General features: G+C 52.6%; 15 protein-coding genes, 1 pseudogene and 1 other annotated feature. Of the genes and pseudogenes, 10 read left to right on the top strand and 6 right to left on the bottom strand.

The window, feature by feature from the left end:
- Window positions 1-2: 2 nt before the first annotated feature.
- Entirely contained in the window at window positions 3-866 is an 864-nt protein-coding gene (locus tag KJW29_RS25850; RefSeq protein WP_214626791.1) for a pentapeptide repeat-containing protein, read from the bottom strand.
- Window positions 867-1,077: 211 nt separating this feature from the next.
- On the opposite strand from KJW29_RS25850, the gene rlmN reads away from it, so the two are divergent.
- The 7 genes and pseudogenes from rlmN (at window position 1,078) to KJW29_RS25815 (ending at window position 9,839) form a co-directional block, all read left to right on the top strand.
- A complete protein-coding gene (gene rlmN / locus KJW29_RS25845; RefSeq protein WP_214626790.1) occupies window positions 1,078-2,139 on the top strand; it encodes a dual-specificity RNA methyltransferase RlmN in 1,062 nt (353 codons plus the stop codon).
- 630 nt (window positions 2,140-2,769) lie between these two features.
- Window positions 2,770-2,981 (top strand): annotated as a pseudogene (locus KJW29_RS36285) (transposase zinc-binding domain-containing protein); the annotation flags it as partial.
- A gap of 914 nt (window positions 2,982-3,895) precedes the next feature.
- Complete coding sequence (locus KJW29_RS25835; RefSeq protein WP_087568258.1) at window positions 3,896-4,642, top strand: ABC transporter ATP-binding protein; 747 nt, start codon at window positions 3,896-3,898, stop codon at window positions 4,640-4,642.
- The gene (locus tag KJW29_RS25830; RefSeq protein WP_214626789.1) at window positions 4,639-5,988 is read left to right on the top strand and encodes an ABC transporter permease; all 1,350 of its coding nucleotides are present in this window, start codon (window positions 4,639-4,641) and stop codon (window positions 5,986-5,988) included. The genes KJW29_RS25835 and KJW29_RS25830 overlap by 4 nt, the downstream gene beginning before the upstream one ends.
- 129 nt (window positions 5,989-6,117) lie before the next feature.
- Window positions 6,118-6,357, top strand: a binding site (T-box leader).
- Window positions 6,358-6,413: 56 nt separating this feature from the next.
- The gene (locus KJW29_RS25825; RefSeq protein ID WP_281426293.1) at window positions 6,414-7,586 is read left to right on the top strand and encodes an aminotransferase class I/II-fold pyridoxal phosphate-dependent enzyme; all 1,173 of its coding nucleotides are present in this window, start codon (window positions 6,414-6,416) and stop codon (window positions 7,584-7,586) included.
- A gap of 271 nt (window positions 7,587-7,857) precedes the next feature.
- On the top strand, window positions 7,858-8,286 hold the full coding sequence (locus tag KJW29_RS25820; RefSeq protein ID WP_214626788.1) for a DUF1801 domain-containing protein: 429 nt from the start codon (window positions 7,858-7,860) through the stop codon (window positions 8,284-8,286).
- A gap of 125 nt (window positions 8,287-8,411) precedes the next feature.
- Window positions 8,412-9,839, top strand: coding sequence for a glycoside hydrolase family 32 protein (locus KJW29_RS25815; RefSeq protein WP_214626787.1), 1,428 nt, complete (start codon window positions 8,412-8,414; stop codon window positions 9,837-9,839).
- Between the two features lie 131 nt (window positions 9,840-9,970).
- Here the strand turns inward: KJW29_RS25815 and KJW29_RS25810 are convergent, their stop codons facing one another.
- From KJW29_RS25810 to KJW29_RS25790, 5 genes are all read right to left on the bottom strand, one after another.
- Window positions 9,971-12,028 (bottom strand): TIM-barrel domain-containing protein, encoded by a 2,058-nt coding sequence (locus KJW29_RS25810; RefSeq protein WP_214626786.1) that lies wholly within the window; start codon window positions 12,026-12,028, stop codon window positions 9,971-9,973.
- 30 nt (window positions 12,029-12,058) lie between these two features.
- Complete coding sequence (locus KJW29_RS25805; protein WP_214626785.1) at window positions 12,059-12,943, bottom strand: carbohydrate ABC transporter permease; 885 nt, start codon at window positions 12,941-12,943, stop codon at window positions 12,059-12,061.
- Between the two features lie 12 nt (window positions 12,944-12,955).
- Window positions 12,956-13,867, bottom strand: coding sequence for an ABC transporter permease (locus tag KJW29_RS25800; RefSeq protein WP_214631325.1), 912 nt, complete (start codon window positions 13,865-13,867; stop codon window positions 12,956-12,958).
- 93 nt (window positions 13,868-13,960) lie between these two features.
- Window positions 13,961-15,613 (bottom strand): extracellular solute-binding protein, encoded by a 1,653-nt coding sequence (locus KJW29_RS25795; RefSeq protein WP_214626784.1) that lies wholly within the window; start codon window positions 15,611-15,613, stop codon window positions 13,961-13,963.
- A 142-nt stretch (window positions 15,614-15,755) separates the two neighbouring features.
- Window positions 15,756-16,628, bottom strand: a complete 873-nt coding sequence (locus tag KJW29_RS25790; protein ID WP_214626783.1) for a helix-turn-helix domain-containing protein — start codon at window positions 16,626-16,628, stop codon at window positions 15,756-15,758.
- A gap of 143 nt (window positions 16,629-16,771) precedes the next feature.
- On the opposite strand from KJW29_RS25790, the gene KJW29_RS25785 reads away from it, so the two are divergent.
- The 3 genes from KJW29_RS25785 (at window position 16,772) to KJW29_RS36560 (ending at window position 21,240) form a co-directional block, all read left to right on the top strand.
- Window positions 16,772-17,731 (top strand): alpha/beta fold hydrolase, encoded by a 960-nt coding sequence (locus KJW29_RS25785; protein WP_214626782.1) that lies wholly within the window; start codon window positions 16,772-16,774, stop codon window positions 17,729-17,731.
- A gap of 99 nt (window positions 17,732-17,830) precedes the next feature.
- Window positions 17,831-19,582, top strand: coding sequence for a sensor histidine kinase (locus tag KJW29_RS25780; protein ID WP_214626781.1), 1,752 nt, complete (start codon window positions 17,831-17,833; stop codon window positions 19,580-19,582).
- The gene (locus KJW29_RS36560) at window positions 19,582-21,240 is read left to right on the top strand and encodes a response regulator transcription factor (protein ID WP_214626780.1); all 1,659 of its coding nucleotides are present in this window, start codon (window positions 19,582-19,584) and stop codon (window positions 21,238-21,240) included. Before KJW29_RS25780 ends, KJW29_RS36560 begins: the two co-directional genes overlap by 1 nt.
- The last annotated feature ends 86 nt before the right edge of the window (window positions 21,241-21,326 follow it).

Here is a 21,326-nt window from a genome sequence, read left to right as displayed (position 1 = left end):
CCTTATCCCCAGTGGAATGGTCGTTCCAATGCCGGAGGCAGTAACGTGTCCCTGTCTCCCTTGGCGGCATGGATCTGGAATGGCGTGAGGAACAAGCTGTCGCTCAGATTTGCTCCGCATAGATTCGTATCCCGGAGATCAACTCCGATCATGTCGGCTGACCGCAAATCCCCTCCCGACAGGTCGGCCGCGATGAGATAGGCTCCCCTAAGATTGCAGCCTCGCAAGTCCATGCCCCTTAAGTTTGCTCCCATGAGGTCGATTCTGGGACCTATCGGTTTTCCTTTATATTTCGGCAGGGCAGTTTTGCCTCCGCGAACGAGTCCATTCCTTACAAGCTCGCTCCCTTGAATGAGCACAAAATTAACGTCCATGCGATGTGCCGCGATATCCTGTTGACGCAGTTTTTCGGCGGGCAGCGATGCCAGGGCATCCGTTGCCGCGGCATATTGCCGAAGCTTCTCGTGAATGCCCGCAGTCTCCTGCCTTGCTAACAAATCGCCCAAATACCAAAGCAATTCGTGCAGCAAACGGATCGCATGGAAAGCTTCGAACATGTTCCCGGCCAGCTTGGGTTCGTCTCGCCAGCTTGCTCCTCCGAAGGTTTCCTGAGATACGCGTTGTCCCGCGCCGAAGCAGTCGAATACGGTGCAGCCGCGGTAGCCGATGTCCCTGAGCCTGTCGTGAACGCCGCATCGATAATCCACTTGCAGATGCCGGCATGGCGTACCGGCCGCCTTGGTGGCGGCGAAGTCGGAGGAGGCTTCGAATGGCAGCGCCGTGCAGCAGAGACCGAAGCAGCTTTCGCAGCGGGCCCGGAGCTCTCTGTCTGGAGGAGATGCTTTGGCGCCAATGTTTGTATCCATTTCGTTTGCCTGCTTTCGTTCTGGTTTTCTTTCACTTTAGCCTTCGATTGGCCGATGCTCAATAGAAATATTCTTTATAGTTATTTTATACCATTTCTCTTTGCGATTCCTTGCTCTTGTATTCCGCTTGGAATTTTGGGACAATAAGGCTGTATGTCCGGCGCCAAAGGATTTTTGTGGCCGACACAAGGGCATGAAGAGAGGAAGTACAATGAACAAACCATCCATTTATGGACTGACTATAGAACAATTAACGGCTTGGCTGGCGGAGCGCGGACATAAGAAGTTCCGGGCCACGGCGGTGTGGGAATCGCTGTACCGCAAACGCATAACGGACTTCGACCGCATGGAGGAAGTGCATCCGACCTGCGTGGATCTGCTCAAGGAACACTTCGTCATCGGCACGATGGAAGAGCACGTAAAGCAGGAGTCCGTCGACGGTACCGTGAAATTCCTGTTCCGCTTGTCGGACGGCAATCTGATCGAGACGGTGCTGATGCGCCATAAGTTTGGTCTGTCCGTCTGCGTGACCACGCAAGTCGGCTGCAATATCGGATGCAGCTTCTGCGCGAGCGGGCTGCTAGCCAAGAGCCGCGACTTGACCGCGGCCGAGATCGTGGAGCAGATCGCGAACGTGCAGCTGCATCTGGATGCGGCCGGCAAAGGGGAGCGGGTCAGCCATATCGTCGTCATGGGCATAGGCGAGCCGTTCGACAACTATAAGCATATGTCCGACTTCATCCGCATCGTGAAGGATCACAAGGGGCTTGCCATCGGCGCGCGCCATATTACGGTGTCGACGAGCGGTCTTGCGGGCAAGATTCGGGAATTTGCGGACGGCGATCTAGGCGTCAATCTGGCGGTATCGCTCCATGCGCCGAATAACGAGCTGCGTACGCGCATCATGAAGATCAACAAGGCGATTCCGATCGAGAAGCTGATGGATGCCATTGATTATTACCTGGAAAAAACCCGCCGGAGAATGACGATGGAATACATCCTGCTTAAGGACGTCAATGACGGAACGGAGCAGGCGCTGGAGCTGGCTGAGCTGATGAAGCCGCGCAAGGGACTCGTTAACGTGAATCTGATTCCGTACAACCCCGTCGACGAGCATAGCCAGTATCAACGGAGCGAGCAGGATTCCATTCGCGCGTTTTACGACGTCATGAAGAAACAAGGCATTAGCGTAAGCGTGCGGCTGGAGCATGGCGCGGATATCGACGCGGCTTGCGGACAGCTGCGAAGCAAGCAGATGAAGGCGGCGAATTAACAATCGCAGCCCCATAGGTAAACGATACCCCTCGGCGGGCGAGACGGCAAGTAAAGCTTGCGGTTCCGCAAGGAGGGGTTTTTCATTGATTAGGAATTTATGAATTTCGGCTGTTGTTTTTTATATTGAATTTATATGATTCGGGGATTGGACGGGCGGTTAATGAGCAGGCGGATAGGACGACCGACATGCACGAGTATGAAATTTCGAGTACAATGATGCGTCTGGAGGGCCGGGCGATCGAATGAGTATGAAATTTCGAGTACAATGGCGCGTCTGAGGGGCTGTGCGTTCGATTGAGTATGAAATTTCGAGTACAATGGTGCGTCGGAGGGACTGTGCGTTCGATTGGGTATGAAATTTCGAGTACAATGGTGCGTCGGAGGGGCTGTGTGTTCGATTGAGTATGAAATTTCGAGTACAATGGCGCGTCTGAAGGGCCAGACGATCGAATGAGTATGACATTGCGAGTACATCGCCCCTGTTTTAGCGAGCAGGGTAGACATTTTTTTGATTTTTCCCGCAAAGGGGAGAAATAAAAATGTCGCCCTTTTTTAAATTTAGATTTTATATAATTTTCGAGGTGGGATGTATTCCGCCTTGTTTTTGTTTTTTTGGTTTAATAAAAGTATGGAATCCAACATTCTGAAACACATCTTCTTGATGAACATGGGCATTGGGATCGATTCGCAGAAAAGCATAAAGGGAAGCTACGCCTCAATGTCTTGAAGGAAGTCGAGAAATTCCGGGAATGCGAAAACATTGCAAATGGGTCTATGCTGCTGGTGTACGAAGGATGCCACGACCTGCGGCTTGTTCCGTATCGCTGCAAAGGAAGATTCTTCGGCGACATCGATCTAAAGCGCGCCGCGCGTCTGCATTTCAAGATTTAAGTCGGCGACATCGATCTAAAGCTTGTCGCCCGGCTGCATTTCAAGATTTAAGTCGGCGTCGTCGATCTAAAGCTCGCTGCCCGGCTGCATTTCAAGATTTAAGTCGGCGACATCGATCTAAAGCTCGCCGACTGATTGCTTTTCAAGATTTAAGTCGGCGACATCGATCTAAAGCTCACCGACTGGCTGCATTTCAAGATTTAAGTCGGCGACATCGATCTAAAGCTCGCCGACTGGCTGCATTTCAAGAATTAAGTCGGCGATATCGATCTAAAGCGCGCCGCCTGGTTGCATTTCAAGATTTAAGTCGGCGACATCGATCTAAAGCTCGCCGACTAGCTGCATTTCAAGATTTAAGTCGGCAGTGAGTGGGGAAGAAGAGTTGGTGAGCTTCGGAATGAGCAGGAATCTACGTGCGCTCTGTTCCACTTGTAACGAAGATGCTGCAAATATGACACTCGAAAGGCCTTCTTAGGAGAAGTTGCTTGCTCAGCTTCGACGTTGACGTGCACCAGGAGCCCATCAGGTAAAAATTCTGGAGTGGTTGATTGGAAAGTTTTCGAACCAAACAAAACCTTAGTCTGATACACGAGGCAACAGACCCAAAATCGATGGCCCCCTGCACGTTGCAGTGGGTCCTTTTTTTGTAGATTCAAATAGGTATTTATACATATTTGTACAAAATAGGGTTTGGGGAGAGTGCATAAATTGCAAAAATTGCATCGTTTTTTGGGCATGTGAGGAGAGATTAGAGGTTTCTAAAGCTATCTTAAGGTTTTCTTTAGCTTCGCTTACGGTTGCCTTACAAAATGAGGGTTATGCTTGAACTATCGGATTAACGAATGCGAAAGGATGGGAAACTTATGATCACGATGATGGGCATCAGTCATCAATTCAAGATAGGCAAGAAAGGCAAGGAGCGGATCGTACCGGTTCTGCATGATATCGATCTCAGCGTGGAGAAAGGAGAGATCGTAGCTATCGTCGGCCGGAGCGGATCGGGCAAATCGACGCTGCTGAATCTCATGTCCGGCTATATCCGGCCTACGGCTGGAGAAATTACGGTAGCGGGGCGAATGGTCACGAAGCTGGACGAGGGAGCTTGGGCGGATTTCAGATTGGCGCATTACGGCTTTATTTTTCAAAACTTTCAGCTTATATCGAGCATGACCGCCTATGAGAATGTCGAGCTGCCGCTTGTGCTCAAGGGAGTGGGGCAGTCCGAACGACGGAAGCGGGTCGAGAAAATGCTGGAGAACGTCGATATCGCGGCATTCGCCAGCCACTATCCGAGCGAGCTGTCCGGCGGGCAGCAGCAGCGGGTTTCGGTCGCGAGATCGCTTGTTTTGGAGCCGCCGATCGTGCTGGCGGACGAGCCGTCCGGCAGTCTCGACAGCGAAAACGAAAAGTCGCTGCTGACGATGATCAAGCAGCTCAATCATGAGCTTGGCATCACGTTCGTCATCATTACGCATGACGATCAGGTTGCCTCCGTCGCTCATCGCACAATCCGTCTGCAGGACGGCAGGCTGGCTCGCCAAGCGCCGCTCGTTTCGGTGGAAAGCATCAAGGAAACGTTTGACCTGGCGAAAGGAGGACATCACTCATGAAGTTTGGCGATCAACTACGATTTGTACGACAGAACATGAAACGCAACAAAACGCGTCTGTTCATGACCGTGCTGGCGACGGCTATGGGTTGCGCATTCCTGACCGTACTCGCCTCTGTCGGCTTCGGGCTGCAGCAGAGCATGGTCGAGGAGATTACCGGCGACCGGCTGGTAACGGAAATTACGATCTACGGCAAAAATCCCGACAAGTTCGATACGCAAGGCATTCAAAACGGAGACATCGACTACTTCCAGTCGCTCCCTAACGTCAAGTCGGTCACTTACCGCAATTATATCCAGCAGTATATGGAGCCTTCCATCGATGGCAATCCGGTTAACGTCAATCAGAGAATCGGCATGGATTTCGAAGCGGAGAAGCAAGCGGGCTTCGGCCTCGGCGCAGGCCGGCTTCCCGAAGGGAATAATGAAATCGTCATCGGTTACCATATTCGCGAAGTCATGGACGAGGAGGGACGGCCGTCCAGCGAGCTGCCGGCTGCCTCGGAGTGGCTTGGCAAAACAATGACGTTGCAGGTGAGTTACTACGAGGACGGAGAGCTGGCGAAGAAGCCGCTGGAGACCGTCATTGTCGGCGTTGCGGAGAAGCCGACCAAGGAATGGAATCGCGATCGCAACATCTACATGGGCGAAGAGATGCTGACGCAGATCGAAGCCATTACCGGCACGCAGCTCGGCGAACTGCCGTACTTTGAGGTGGCGCCGACGAAGGAGCAGGTGCAAAAGCTGCTCGAGCAGCTTCCCAAGCCGACCGGCGAGCGTCAATATCAGGATGTAACCGTCGTTGCGGAAAATGCTTCGAAGGTAAAGGGCATCGCGGAGAAGATCCGGGAGCAAGGTTACTTCAACCATTCCATTGCGGATGAGCTAAAACAGGTGAACATGCTCTTTACCATTATGAAGATCGGTCTCATCTTCGTCGGAACGATTGCCGTCCTGATTGCATCCATCGGCATCTTCAACACGATGACGATGGCGGTGACGGAGCGGGCGCAGGATATCGGCATTATGAAGGCGATCGGCGCGCATCCGTCCGTAATTCGACGAGTGTTCCTGCTGGAGAGCAGCTTGATCGGCTTGTTCGGGGCGATTATCGGCACCGTGGTGTCGTACGCTATTTCCTTTGCCGTGAACGCAGGCTTGCCCATCATGATCGAAGTGCTTATGGAGGAGACTCTCCCGGCAGACTTCAAATTTTCGGTCATTCCTCCGTATCTGGCAGCGCTAACCTGCGTGATCGCGCTTGGCGTAGCGCTGATATCCGGCCAGCGGCCGGCGAGAAGGGCGACTCGCATCGACGTTCTGAGCGCGCTGCGGCGCGAAGTGTAAGGGACGCGGCTCTGACTGTTCCATTCACTTCATGGCAGGCGGGAGCGCCCATTTTTCCTGATGTCAGTCGATTGTCATTGACAGATCATCGCGTCGTGAATTATGATTGCTACTAATTTCATATGCAATTGAAATTCGATGACGAGAAAGAGTACGTTAAGCGAACGATCCGCAGAGAGTTGGGACTGGTGCAAACCAACGTTCGGGCGCTAACAGAAAGCCATCTCCGAGAAGCAGGCTGAACCTAGAGTAAGCTCTGCCGCAATTCCGGCGTTACATGGAACGCGTATTGATGGATACGTGAGCGGAGTGTCGCTTCATTTGGAAGCGAAACTAGGGTGGTAACACGGGTGCAGACTCGTCCCTTTATGGGGACGGGTCTTTTTTGTTGTCTATGGGATACATGACAAGAGAGGAGAATGGCAATGGCAGAGCTTAACATGGGGGACTTCGTATCCAGGGCGGTGAGCGATATGAAACCTTCGGGCATACGGAAGTTTTTCGACTTGATTGACGGCAGAAAAGACATCATCTCGCTGGGAGTGGGGGAACCCGATTTCGCCACCCCGAAGCTGGTCAGAGATGCGTGCATCACTGCGCTAGAGAAGGGCAGAACGTCCTATACGCCGAACTCGGGACTTCCGGAGCTGCGGGAAGGCATCGCCGAATACCAACACGCCGAATTCAAGGTGCAATATGAGCCGGGAAACGAGGTGCTCGTTACGGTAGGCAGCAGCGAGGCGATCGATCTGGCCCTGCGCGCCATCGTGACGCCCGGCGATGAGATTCTCATTCCGGCGCCATGTTATATCTCCTATTCTCCGATTACGCAACTTGGCGGCGGCGTGCCGGTGGCCGTGGAGACGCTCGCGGCGGATGGCTTCAAGCTGAAGGCCGAGTTGCTGGCCAAAGCGCTGACCCCGCGCTCCAAGGTGCTAATGTTGTGTTATCCCAACAATCCGACGGGGACCGTTATGTCCTACGAGGATTGGCTGCCGATCGCGCGGCTCGTGCAGGAACATAATCTCGTAGTCATTGCCGACGAGATCTACTCGGACCTGACCTACGATCGCAAACATGTTTCGTTCGCCTCGCTTCCCGGTATGAAAGACCGGACCATTCTTGTCGGAGGGTTCTCCAAGTCCTTTGCAATGACGGGATGGAGAGTAGGCTACGCGTGCGGACATCGGGAATTGATCGGGGCCATGCTCAAGATTCATCAGTATACGGTTATGTGCGCGCCGATCCTGGGCCAGATCGCGGCGATCGAATCGCTGCGGAACGGGCGGGAGGAGAAGGACTTTATGGTCGAATCGTACAGCCAGCGGCGCAAAGTAATCGTTAAAGGCTTGCAGGAAATCGGCCTGCCATGTCACGAGCCGCTTGGCGCGTTCTACGCGTTCCCCTCCATCGCGCATACGGGACTGACCTCGGAGCAATTTGCGCAGAGACTATTGAGCGAGGCTAAGGTGGTTGCGGTGCCGGGCGACGTCTTCGGACAAGGCGGCGAAGGATTCCTCCGCTGCTCGTACGCGACTTCGCTCTCGAAAATTAACGAGGCGCTGGAGCGGATGGGACAGTTCCTAAGAACGCTGTAGCGCAGCGTGCACCAGACAAGTGAAACCCCCGTCAGGCCGTCGCGTAGTACAGGGTTAGGCAATTCGGCTCGCCCCCCGAGCCGAATTGCCGAACTGGGAACGGCGGGCCGCGATTGCGGTTCGCCGTTATTTTTGCTATTTTGAATGCATGAGACGACGTGTTGCAAAACAGGAGAGAGAATAATGGGTAGGTCCTTTTATTCTCGCGTTGGCAGATGAGATAGTATAAAACGTCGACTCCATAGAGAGCGGCGATGAGGAGATGAAGCAGATGGCTTACGAGCCGAAGATGAAGGAAAACGAACATAGCGTAATTGAATTCATTGAAGCGGTCGAAAGTCCCAAGAAGCGGGAGGATGCCTACCGGCTGCTGGAATTATTTTCGGAGACGACGGGTTACGAGGCTAAGATGTGGGGACCCAGCATTATCGGCTTCGGCTCTTATCATTATAAATATGCGAGCGGCCACGAAGGGGATGCGCCGCTTGCTGGCTTCTCCCCGCGAAAGGCGAAGATCAGCCTCTACTTGACAGCATGCGAGCCGGAACGCGAGGAGCTGCTGAAGGCGCTCGGCAAACATACGACCGGGGCGGCTTGCGTCTACGTAAACAAGCTGGCCGATATCGATCTCGATGTGCTAAAGCGGCTGATCGTCGCTACCGTTGATTATGTGCAGGCAACTTATCCTGATGAGGGTTGATCGTAAGTAAACTAAGTAAAGCAGGTCCAAACCGGATAGTCAAAAGTGAAGATTGGCGAGTAGATAGCCTGTTCCCCCCTATTTATAATAGGCTTTAAGCCAACATGGGGGAGTGAAGATGAACAATGAACAATCTATTTTACAAGCCGGAGGATGGCTGGCTCGCTGACGTTATTCCCTTTTATGAGGATGGGGAATTCAGATTGCTGTATTTAAAAGACTGGCGCAACAGGGAGGAGTATGGCGAAGGCACGCCGTGGTTCCTGCTCGGAACCAAAGATTTTGTTCATTATAAGGAGTATGGCGAAGTGTTGCCGCGAGGCGGCGAGTCGGAACAGGATTTGTATATTTATACGGGCTGCATTTTGAAGGCGGGCGACCTTTACCATATTTTTTATACGGGCAACAACTTCCATTATCCTGCTCAAGGCAAGAAGCAGCAAGCGGTTATGCATGCGGTCAGCCATGATATGCTGCACTGGGAGAAGAAGCCGGAGGATGCTTTTTTTGCGCCTGAGGACCGCTACGAAGCGCATGATTGGCGAGATCCCTTTGTATTCTGGAACGAGGAGGCGGGGGAATACTGGATGCTGCTTGCAGCCCGGCTCAAGGAAGGTCCGGCCAATCGCCGCGGCTGTGTCGCATTGTGCGCCTCCAAGGATCTGACCGCTTGGGAGGTGCGCGATCCGTTTTGGGCGCCGTACCTGTATACCACTCATGAATGCCCCGATCTGTTCCGCATGGGAGATTGGTGGTATCTGATCTATTCGACCTTCTCCGATCGTACGGTAACCCATTACCGGATGAGCCAGTCGCTGGAGGGGCCGTGGCTGGCGCCGGATAACGACGCGCTGGACACGCGGGCGTTTTATGCGGCCAAGACATGGAGCGATGGCGAGCGGCGATACGCATTCGGGTGGAACCCGACCCGGGAAGGGGAGCATGATGGCGGCACCTGGCAATGGGGCGGCAATCTGGTCGTGCACGAAATACGGCAGCAGCCGGACGGCGCTTTGACGGTGAAAGCTCCGGACACGGTGGACGGGATGTTCTCCCTGGAAAAAGACATTTTTTTGCGCAAGGTTCTCGGGCAGTGGGCTTTTGCCGAAGGTTCTGCAACGGTTGACGCTCCCGATCATTTTGCTTGCGCTTACGGCGGCCTGCTGCCGGTAGGAGCGATCAAGCTGGAAGCCAGAATTGAGTTTGACAGCAACACGAGAAGCTGCGGATTTGTTCTTCGGACGGATGAAGCATTGGAGCAAGGTTACATGATCCGCCTTGAGCCGGGGAGAAGCCGAATTGTTGTGGATCAGTGGCCGCGCAAGGGCGATGTTCCCTATGCGGTCGGCATGGAACGTCCCGTGCAGTTGGCGCCGGATAAGCCGTGTACCTTGCAGATTTATCTGGAGGGTGAAGTGTGTGTAGTCTATGTAAATGGAGAGGTTGCCATGAGCACGAGACTGTACGACTTTAAAATCGGCGGATGGGGCATATTCGTAAGCGAAGGCAGCGCCAAGTTCGACATTCGGCAACTGGAACCGGTTGTGGAGTAAAACCATTATACAGATGCGAGAAGCGGGCACCCTGCAAGTCTACAAGACTTGTATGGGTGCCCGCTTCGTAAATGAGCTCATCCGGAAATCAGATCCGGCGATCCGATCCGGTATTCCGATTCGCCATTCGTTTACGCCTCGTCCTTGACGAATGTCACGTCCCCGATCGTGTATCGTCTGGAGATGACGGCATCTGCGCTGACTGTAAGGTCTCCGGCTACGTTGATTGTACCGAAAATTAACCCTTCGCTCTGATAGGCATAGCTTGTGGAATCGTCGCATAGCAGGGAACAGCTCCCCTCGTCCGCACCGTATAATACGGGATGCAGCGCCAGCATGCCGCCATCCTCCACGTTTGAGACAGGCGCCGCCCAAGGAATCAGCGCTCCCTTTCGAATAAACATCGGCACCTGATCGACCGGCACCTGGCGCGTAATCCATTGGCCGCCATCGATCCATTGGCCTGCAGACCATTCGTACCAGCGGCCTTCCGGCAAATAAAGGTTGCGGATATCGCCGCTGCCATAGACAACGGGCGCAACCAATAGATCGTCTCCGACCATAAACTGATCGAAGCAATCGAATACCTCGCGATCATGGGGATAATCGAGCACCAGGGGACGAATGGGCGGGACACCCTGCTCATGGTATTTGCCGAAGGCGGCATAGAGATAGGGAATCAAACGCATTCTGAGCTGCAGCAACCGGCGGCATTGCTCCGTCAACTGCGGCCAATCCTCCAGCCACTCGCCTGCATGGTTTTTGTCGTGATCGTATTGCTTCCACGGAGGAGAAGGGATCATATAGCAGTTAAGGACGGCCAATGGCGAAAAGATGACGGCGCCAATCCGGCGCAGAAGTTCTTCTCTGGTTGCGGTTTGCCGGACTTCCGGCGACCACAACAGTCCGGAGAATGCGGCCGTCGCCATGCCCCGCACAAAATCCTTATGCTCGTACAGGTCGCTGTAGAGGACATAGGGATAAGGAGCCGCGAGCGCGTGCGAGGCACGCACTTGCCCGTAGGTGCGGCGATCGGCGGCTACGAACGGGTCCAGCATCGTCTGCTGATAAAGCTGCCCCATCAGGCTGTGCATCTGCTCGCCGTCCGCTCCTCCCGGGAACCGGGCAAAATCGGGAAATCCCCAGTTGCCGATGTAATCGCCATTGTCGCATTCGTCGAGCTTAAAGCCGGATAACCCGGCATCGATGGTCGATTGATGAATGCCGACAAATGCTTCTCTGGCCTGCGGTTGCGTGAAATCCGGCACCAGGCCGTCCCACACATAGCTGTCTCCCGAATAGGGCTTCAATTCGTTGTGAATCGGACTGTCGGGATGCACGTAAGCATGCTCCCACAAGTTGAGCCTGAAGCCCATTTCGTTCAGATCGCGAATAAGCGACTGTTCATCCGGGAAGCGGCTTTTGTCCCAAACATAGGTGCAGGAATAGGCGTTTGTTTGCCAGCCCGGCTCCAGACCAAAGATGTCGCAAGGCATGTCATCCTCCCTGATCTGACGGGCGAGCTTCAGCACATCCTCTTGATTGGCATGCCAATCGGCCCGGTACAAAACGCCAAGTCCCCACATGGGCGGCAATGCGCCGCCGCCGCTGAACAGATTGTAGCGGGAGACCGCGTCCTTCATATCGTCGCCGCAGAAAATATAAATGTCGACCCCATCGGCCGCCGGGATGTCGACAAGCATATTGCCGCTCCCCTTTTTGACCTCCCAGTGCCCCTTCTCCGTGCCGGCCGACTTAAAGCCTTCCTCATCCTGTCGACTGCCGACTCGCTTGCAGCCTCCGCAGAAGAAGGTAGCGTAACGGGCGGTGTCGATCAGAACGCCGTAGCCGGCAGTGCTGACATAGAAAGGGACGGGCGCGTGGGAATCTCCCAAATCGGCTGCCGGATCGGAATTGGTGCGCAGCTTCTTTTTGCTGCCGCTTTGCCTGAACGACTTGAGCTGCAAGCCGAGACCGTAAACCTCTTCATTCCGCTCCAGGGGAATGTCCAATAGAACCGAACCTTGGCGCGGCCCGAATACAATGTCTTCCTGCAGAAATGGAAGCGGATGATCCTTTAAAGCATTTATGGCCTCGAAGCGGGTCCCGGGCTGCAGTACCGAAACAGGCGTAATGGCTTCGGGCGTACCGAAGGTCATTTTATAAATCCCGCTGGCTATTTTTTTCATCTTTCTTGCTCCTTCATCATGTAGGTTAGACTATCCCTTGACGCTGCCCAGAACGAGACCGGTGACAAAATAACGCTGCAAAAACGGATATACGCACAAGATCGGCAGCGTAGCCAATATGATTTGCGCGCTTTTGGTCGTACGAGGTGAAATGCTGGCCAGCAGCGCGGCGTCCTCGGACCGTACATTGCTGAAATCAAAGCTGACGATAATAGATCGCAAGTAGGTAGCGATCGGGTAGTTTTCGGTCTGATTCATAAATAACATGCCATCGAACCAGCTATTCCAGTGTCCGACCATGGCAAGCAGCAAAATCGTTGCGAAAGCAGGCAGGGACAAGGGGAAGTACAGTCGCCATAAAAGGGTCCAGTGTCCGGCTCCGTCGATACGAAACGACTCATCCAGCTCCCTCGGAAGAATTCTGAAAAAGTTGATCATCAGAACGATATTAAAGACGGCCAGGCTGGTTGGCAGGACAAGCGCCATCATGCTGTCCAGCATGCCCAGGGTTTTCACCTGCATGTACAAAGGAACAATGCCCCCGCTGAAAAGGATCGTAAACATAAAAAACCAGACGTAGACGGTACGCATGCTGAAATCCCGGTTTTCCCTGGAAAGCGGATAAGCCGAAATAAAAGTGACAAGCATTTGCAAAATGCTGCCCACGATGACGCGCACCACGGAAACGTTTAAAGCCGTTAAAAATTCCGAACGGGTAGCGATGAAGGCGTAGGCGTCGAGCGAGAAGTTGGAGGGGAAAAATAGAACATCGCCCATAGCCACCGCCGACGCCGAACTGAGAGAGATCGCCAAGGTGTTAAGCAGCGGCGCGACACAGATCAATCCCAATACAATAAGAAATAGATAATTGAAAACGGCGAACATTTTTTTGCCATCCATACGATAGTTCATCATGATCCTCCCTGCTCAGAAAATGCGATAATCGGCAAGCTTGTAAGCGAGATAATAGGACACCGCGATAAGCACGCCGGATACGATCGATTTGAATAGACCTACCGCCGTAGCTACGCTGTATTGGGCCTGATTGAAGGCCAGTCGGTAGACCAGCGTATCCAATATATCGCCGGAGTCCATGACTAGTGGATTCAGCAAAATAAACACTTGTTCAAACCCTGCGTTCAGCACGTTGCCGAGGCTGAGGGTGGCGAGCAAAATAATGGTGGGGCGAATGCCGGGCAAGGTGACATGCCAGATTTGCCGCCAGCGGCTGGCGCCGTCGATCTCGGACGCTTCATATAAATCCGGATTGATAGAAGTCAGGGCAGCCATATAAATAATCGTATTAAAACCGAAGCTTTTCCACACTTCCGTCGTAATCAGCACGCCAGGGAATAGACTGTTGCTGGACAGGAAGCCGATCGGCTGTCCTCCGAAAGCGCTAATGATACCGTTAACGACGCCTTCGAGGCTGAGAATATCCAGAATAATGCCGCCCAGAATAATCCAGGAAAGAAAGTGGGGCAAATACATGGCCGTCTGAAGGACGCGCTTCATCTTGCGGCTTCGCATTTCGTTCAGCATCAACGCAACAACGATAGGAACGAGCAAGGAGAAAACGATTTTCAGTACGGAGATGTACACCGTATTAAACATGACTTGCCCGAAGCGGGGCATGGATATGACATATTTGAAATTGGCCAGTCCCACCCAGGGAGCGTCAAACCACCCTTTGAACACGGTGAATTTCTGGAAGGCCATTACGATTCCGATCATGGGGATATAACAAAACAAAATAGCTAAAAGAATGCCCGGAATTAAAAAAAGATGATACGGCAGTTCCCGCTTAAACCGCATCCTCAGGCGATCGAGCACAGGCATTCGCGCTGTATCTGACGATGTTTTCACAAGATGTCACCTCTTTCATCGAAAGCCGGCCTCCTTGCAACGAAGAAGGCCGACCTGGCTCTGCTGTTAATTATTCGATTGGGTTGCGGCATTAATTTCATCCAGGATTTGCTGACCGCCCTGCTTATTCCACTCGGCAACAAAAATGTCGAATGCATCGATCGGTTCCGCGCCCATAATGAGTTTCGTGAACATTTCACGCTCATAATCGCCCAGAATGCCCATCTTGTCTCTCATGGTGTCCGTAGTTCCGCTATAAGCTTGGGGAATCAGTCGATCCGTTCCGTAATTTTCGATCGTGGTCTGGAAGCCCTTGACTTGATGGTACTCCATGTAGCCGGTGCCCTTGCCGTCCAGGTAAGCCACGCTTGGCTCGTATTTCCCCGTTTCGGTCAGCGCTTCGTCCAGTTTGCTAGGATCGCGTTTTTCAATGGCCTCAATGACGTATTCCAATGATTTTAAGGTAGCCTCGTCGGTCGTCAGGGTACGAACAAGCGACAAGTGGCCTTGTTCTACAATCGTTTGACCGTCTTCGAAAGCAAAGAATTTTTTCACTTCGGGATCATTGCGTTTTGGACCGTAAGCCATTTCGTTGTATTCGTTCAACAATTGAATCAGGATTTCCGGATGTTCGTAGTTTTTGTTGACGACATAATAACTGACTACAGTGGTGCCTACATTGGCAAACACCTCTTTGCCGTCGGCGCTCGGGGCGACAAGCGGCGTCCAGATCATCTCCGGCTGGCCTTCGAGGCCCGCGCCGTACATGTACACATTCCAGTTGCGTCCGTATGTGATGCCGTATTTGCCGCCGGTCACTTCCTCCACGACTTTCGGCGTGTCCTTCATGCCGAACTCGGGGTCCAGCAGTCCGGCCTTATACATTTCGCTTAACTTTGCAATTGCATTTTTCATTTCCGGCTGAATGCTGCCGTACGTAATTTTTCCGTCATCGCCTTTCAGCCATGTTTGAGGATAGGCGTGATAACCGTTGAAGAAGCCGGTCAGGGACGTAATGCCGTCGAACAGCCAGTTGCTGAAAGCCAATCCGCCGGTATCATTGACGCCGTTTTGGTCCGGATCTTGTTCTTTGAAGGCTTTGGAGACGGCCATTACATCGTCGATCGTTTGGGGCACCGGCAAATTCAGATTGTCGAGCCAATCCTGTCGTACCCACAGCAAGCTGGGCTCGTAAATAACGGAGGTCATGTAAGGCAAAGCCATAAGCTTGCCATCGAAGGTAGCGGAATTCATGCCCAAGCCGCCGTCTCCGTACAAAATTTCTTTGGTCAAATCAGAGGCGTGTTCGTTGAATACATCGGTCAAATCGGCCGCCATATCGGCCTCCACCAAAGTCTCCAACTGATTGGTTGAAATTTCCATCAGCATGTCGGGAATGGAGCCCGAGGCAATGACGATGTTCAGCTTCTCGTTATACTCGCTTTGCAAGGACGTCCATTCATGCGTGACATTGAGACCGAATTTGTCGGCATAATGTCGGTACCAGATATTATTGGCGAAGTCGTCTCCTTCCGGATAACCCCATGTAGGCAATGAATAACGTCCTACCTTTAAATCAATGTTCTTCTCCGGCGCGGCACTGCCGGACTCGGACGGTCCCGGGCTGGCGGTTTCCGGAGCCGTTGCATTCGGCTGTGAACTGCATGCCGTCATCAACAGAAGAATCGAGCTCAGAACAATTGCTGCCTGTTTTTTCATCGCGTTGTTTCCCCCTTAAGTTGTTCTTGATATCCCTTACCATGCCAAGAATAACAACTGGCGAAACGCGCTGCTAGAGTCCGATTTGAACATTCGATTATCCAATTTGGACATTTTTTGATCTAATTCTAGTTCAACCTTACTAGTTGATGAATAGTTGATTGTCGGAGGTGAGGCTTCCGTCCTGCTCCCTGAACTGCTGAGGCGACGCGCCGACCATTTTGCGGAATACTTTTCCGAAGTAGCTGCTGTTGTCGAATCCGGTGGATGTCGCGATGGCGACCACGGTTTCATCCGTCTGTCGCAGCAGTCGGCAAGCTTCCGCGATACGGATTTTCGTCAACTGATGAATCGGCGTGGCGCCGATATGTTTGGCGAACAATCGGCAGCAATGATGTTTGTTAACGCCGGCGGCTGCCGCAATTTCATCGAGGGTAAGCAAACGATGGTATTGGGTCTCCATGAGCTGCAAGGCGCGTTGAAGGGATTCGGGGAGCGGTTTGCCGGCGTCGGGCATGCCGTCCATGAGCCGCAGGCAGGACAGAATCCAATCGTATAACGAAAGCGAGATTTCGTATTTGTCCCTTAATCCGTTGTCGCCGGCAGTTTGCATCATATCCCACAGCATGGAGATGGGACGAGCCTGGGGTTTGAAGCTGACGACAGGGCCCGATTTTGCCATCAGATCATGCCAGAGCGGAAAAACATGCGTGCCGCTTGCGACCAGAAATATATATTCCCATGGCGTTTTGGAAGCGGAATTGTAATAATAACAATGCGAATCGGGGATGTGCAGGAAGAAGCCGTGATGTTTCGGCACCGTGTAATGACGGCCATGATAGATCAGATGCCCTTCGCCCGCCAAGGTATATTGGAACAGCACAAATTTGTCGTCCCTTGCCATGCCGTCCCAGCGATAAGTTTCGCTGGCCGTGCTTTCCCAGCCGATCGATCGAATGGCCATCAACGGATTGTTCTGATCGCTATACCGAAATTCATAATTGGTTTTGAGCAAAATAATACTACCTCCCGTTCAATATTTTGCTATTGTCACGATAGCTGAAATGTTTTAGATTCAATGTAAATCGAATTTGATGCAAATATTGTACTATATGTCGGGCTTCGATCCGCAATCATTTGTTATGGAGGTGCATACCCATGCCGCTAGTCGACATGCCGCTCGATCAATTAAAAAAATATACCGGGACCAATCCGCGCCCGAATGATTTTGACGAATATTGGGAACGGGCGCTTGCAGCCATGCAAGAAACAGATCCGCAAGTCGAGCTTGTCCGGAGCGAATTTCAGGTTCCGTATGCCGAGTGTTTCCATCTTTACTTTAACGGGACGGGAGACGCGCGCATCCATGCGAAGCTGGTTCGACCGCTTCATGTGGAGGAGCCGCATCCTGCAGTCCTGCAATTCCATGGTTATGCGCATCATTCGGCGGATTGGGCCGATAAGCTGATTTATGCGTCGCTGGGCTTTACGGTGGTGGCAATGGACTGCCGGGGTCAAGGGGGGAATTCCGAGGATACGGGCGGCATCAAAGGTACGACGCATAAGGGTCATATTATACGAGGACTGGACGATCATCCCGATCGGCTGCTGTTTCGCCAAATTTTTCTGGATACGGCGCAGCTAGCCGGCATTGTCATGAATATGCCTGAGGTCGACGCTGAACGCGTGGCTGCGATCGGCGGTTCGCAAGGGGGAGGACTTGCCCTGGCATGCGCGGCTCTGGAACCCCGCGTGAATCGTGCCGCACCCAGCGTCCCCTTTCTCTGCGATTACAGAAGAGTGTGGGAGATGGATCTGGCGCGGGATGCGTATGAAGAACTGAGAACGTTTTTCCGCCATCACGATCCCCAGCATTTGCGCGAAACCGAAATTTTCGAGAGGCTTGGTTATATCGATGTGGGACATCTCGCGCCGCGTATTCGAGGCAAAGTGATGATGGGAGTCGGATTGCTGGACACCGTCTGTCCGCCGTCGACGCAATTTGCCGCTTACAATGCCATTGGCTCCGAGAAACGAATGGAGATTTATCCCGACTTTGTTCATGAGAGACTGCCGGCCTTTGAAGACAAAACGATACAGTTTTTGTTGGAAATGTAATAGGGGAGGCTTAGGGCCTCTCTTTTTGTTGTCCTCTCGAAGCAAGGCGGTGTATGCTTTAGCCTATGCAGGGTCAAGTTGTAGGAGGGAAGGTGCCGCATGCCTGATTTTTTGAAATCGCTTACGATTTATCCGAAGCTGGTTTTGTCCTTTTTACTGGTTATTGTGCCGATTTACATTTCCAGCCTGATGATGAATCGTTCCGGGCAAGACATCGTACAGACGCAAATTTCCGATTCCATGGCGTCCCGTGTGCACTTTTATACGGTTTCCCTGGAGACGGAGCTCGCCCGGCTTACTCGTCTGAAGTGGGAATATCTTAACGACGACGATTTGCTGGCGCTTGCCAATACACCAGAGCGGCTGGACGACTTTGAGCGGACGCAGGCTATTTTGTCCATCAAAAACAAGCTCTATTTGCTAAAAAGCTCAAGTCCGTTCGTAGAAAACGTCACGCTCTATATACCGGCTTTGAACAGAAGCATTAATGCCAACAACTTTGATTATCAGATTACCGACGGTGAACTGGAGGCGATTACCGACTCGGAGCGAATGCGATCCGCGTTATTCGGGATACAGGGCCGGCTGCTGATGAGCGGCGCATATCCCGATTCCGTCTACGCGGATCGCGCCCCGGTGTTGGCGATGGAGATCGAATTGTCGCGCGCCGAGATCGTTCGGACGTTGTCTAGCATGTCGGAGGGCGGGCAGGGAGGCGTGGCATGGATCGACGCCAGCGGACGATGGCAGGTTTCGACAAATGCCGATAGCGAGCTGCTGGAGCTGCTGGCGGACGGCCTGGGATCGTATGAAGGCAACGAATGGCCGCAAAGAGGGCAGCTTCAAGTGGTTTCCGGCGGTGTAGCCTATTTCACTGCGCATGAGTATTCACCGGCGCTGGGGGCGACGCTTGCCGTGTTTACCCCGGCGAAGACGGTCATGCAGCCGCTTAGCGAACATCGCAACTGGATCGGGATTGTATCGGTGATCGCCTTGCTGCTCGTCATTGTGTTCTCCTATTGGATTCATCAGCTGATACACAAACCGATCAAAAGGCTGATCGGATCATTCCGCAAAGTCGAGAAAGGCGATCTCGGCGTGAGGGTTTATCACGTCAACCGGGATGAATTTCATTACGTATACAATCAATTCAACGCGATGCTGGGCCAGATTCAATCGCTGATTCACGAGGTGTACGAGCAGCGAATTCGTTCCCAGCAGTCCGAGCTGAAGCAATTGCAATCGCAAATCAATCCGCATTTTTTTTATAACAGCTTTTTTATTTTGCAGGGTCTGGTGCAGATGAGGGAACATGAATTGGCGGATAAAATGTTTCATCATCTCGGCAGTTACTTTCAGTTTATTACGAGGAGCGGGGCGGAGAGCGTAACCCTTGCCGCGGAAATGAAACATGCCCGGGCTTATGTTGAAATTCAAAAAATCCGATTCTCCGATACGGTGCTCGTCGAGCTGGAGGATGTGCCCATTGCCTGGGAGTCGGTTATGGTACCGCGATTGATTGTCCAGCCTTTAATCGAAAATGCCTACCAGTACGGCTTGGAGAACAAACAAGCCGACGGCCTTCTGACCCTTCGTTTCCGGGAAGTCGAAGAAAATCGGCTCATGATCGAAGTGGATGATAATGGGGAAGAGCTGGGTGACAGCCGGCTTGAGGATATGCGCAAAGCGATTGCCGCTGCCGACCGGGCGATGGAGACCACAGGTATATTGAACGTGCATCGCAGACTGCAGCTGAAATTCGGCGAAGATTGCGGTTTGCAGGTTTCGCGAAGCGAGCTTGGCGGGCTTCAAGCGCGATTGACGATACGAAGAGAAGAAGGTGAAGAGTGATGATCAGATTGCTTATTGTCGATAATGAACGGCTCATTGTAGAAAGTCTGCTGGACCTGTTCAGGCAGTCGGACGAGCTCGAAATCGAGGCTTTCGGCGTTTATTCGGGGCAAGAAGCGCTTGAAATGCTGGAGAGAATGAAGTTTGACATCGTGTTGTCCGACATTCGTATGCCCGGTTTGGATGGATTGGAGCTCCAGAAAGAAATCGTCAGGCAATGGCCCTGGTGTAAAATCATTTTTTTAAGCGGCTACGATGAATTTCAATATATTCAACAGGTCATGCGCAATGGCGGAGTCGAATATCTGCTCAAGATGGAGGGCCCGGACGCCATCCTTCGCGCTGTAGAGAAGGCCTCCGCGCAATTGTATGCGGCTGTAGAATCCAAGGCGTTTATTCAGAGCGCGGAAAGCCAGATGCGTATGGCCAGACCGCTGTTGATCAACGATTATTTGCTCGAGGTTCTGCAAGGAGACAGGCAATCGCTTCGCGGCATGTCGGACAAGTTCGCGCAATGGGAGTGTCCGCTCGATGCCCGGCAAGACGTGCTGCTGGTGATGGGGCGCGTGGACGACTGGCGCGACAAGCTTGGCGTATCCGACCGGGAGCTGATGTTGTACGCCATCCAGAACATTGCGGAGGAGCTATGGACGGCGTCGGCCAGATGCCTGACGGTAAGATTCGAGAGAAACAAGCTGCTATGGTTGATGCAGCCTGCGGAAGGGAACGACATTCCCGTCGAATCCGCGTTGCGCCATATGCACAGAACGATGGAGACCGTACAAATTTCATGCCGGCAGACGCTTAAGCTAAGTGTATCGCTCGCGGCAAGCGCGGAGTTTCTTCCATGGAATCAAGTTGCGGAGCAGTTCAGCGCCCTGACGCAATTGCTTGGCCGAGGGCTCGGCATGGGCAAAGAGTTGATATTGCTTGATGATCGCCGCGCAAGGACGGACAAGGTGGAGGTGCAATTCCATCAGGTACGCAGTCAGCTTGGCAAGCTGCCGGCAATGGCGGCTTATCTGGAAAATGGTCAGAAAGAGCATTTTATGATCGAATTCGATAAATTGGCGGCATTGCCTGCCGTTGTCAATAAGGACGATACGTTGAAGCTGGAAATCTACTACTCCACGGCAACGCTGTTTCTATCCTATATGAATCGTTGGGAGCTGCATAAAGTAATCGGGCGTATGATCGATTTGGCCAAATTGGTTAAATATGATGCCCACAGTTCATGGCACGAAGCGTTAAGTTATTTGTCGCAATTGGCCGAATGCCTGTTCGAGCAGAAGCACAACGACCATATCTACAGTGAAGACGACCTCGTCAAACATATTCGGCTTTACGTGGAGCATAATTTGGCAGGCGATTTGTCATTGACGCGAATCGGCGAAGTTGTGGGCTACAACCCCTATTACTTGACCAAGCTTTACCGGCGGATCACAAATGAAGCGTTGACCGACTTTATCGCGTCGGTCAGATTGGCCAAAGCCCGGAAGCTGCTGGAGCAAGGGGACGTCATCGTGCAGGATATTTCGAAATCGATTGGATTTATGACGGAACATTCCTTTTACCGCTTTTTCAAGAAGGCTACGGGACTGACGCCCCAGGAATATCGGGAACGGCAAAGCGTATCCAAAAAGGATAATGAAAAATGAAAAATGGCAAGTAGAGCGGCCGGGCAAAACAATTTTATAATAAATTCGGGCAGCACGGGCCGCGCATCTGTATATCCACATGTCAG

The sequence above is a fragment of the Paenibacillus agaridevorans genome (assembly GCF_018604145.1).
GTDB lineage: Bacteria > Bacillota > Bacilli > Paenibacillales > Paenibacillaceae > Pristimantibacillus > Pristimantibacillus agaridevorans.
This window is presented reverse-complemented; position numbering and strand designations above follow the sequence as displayed.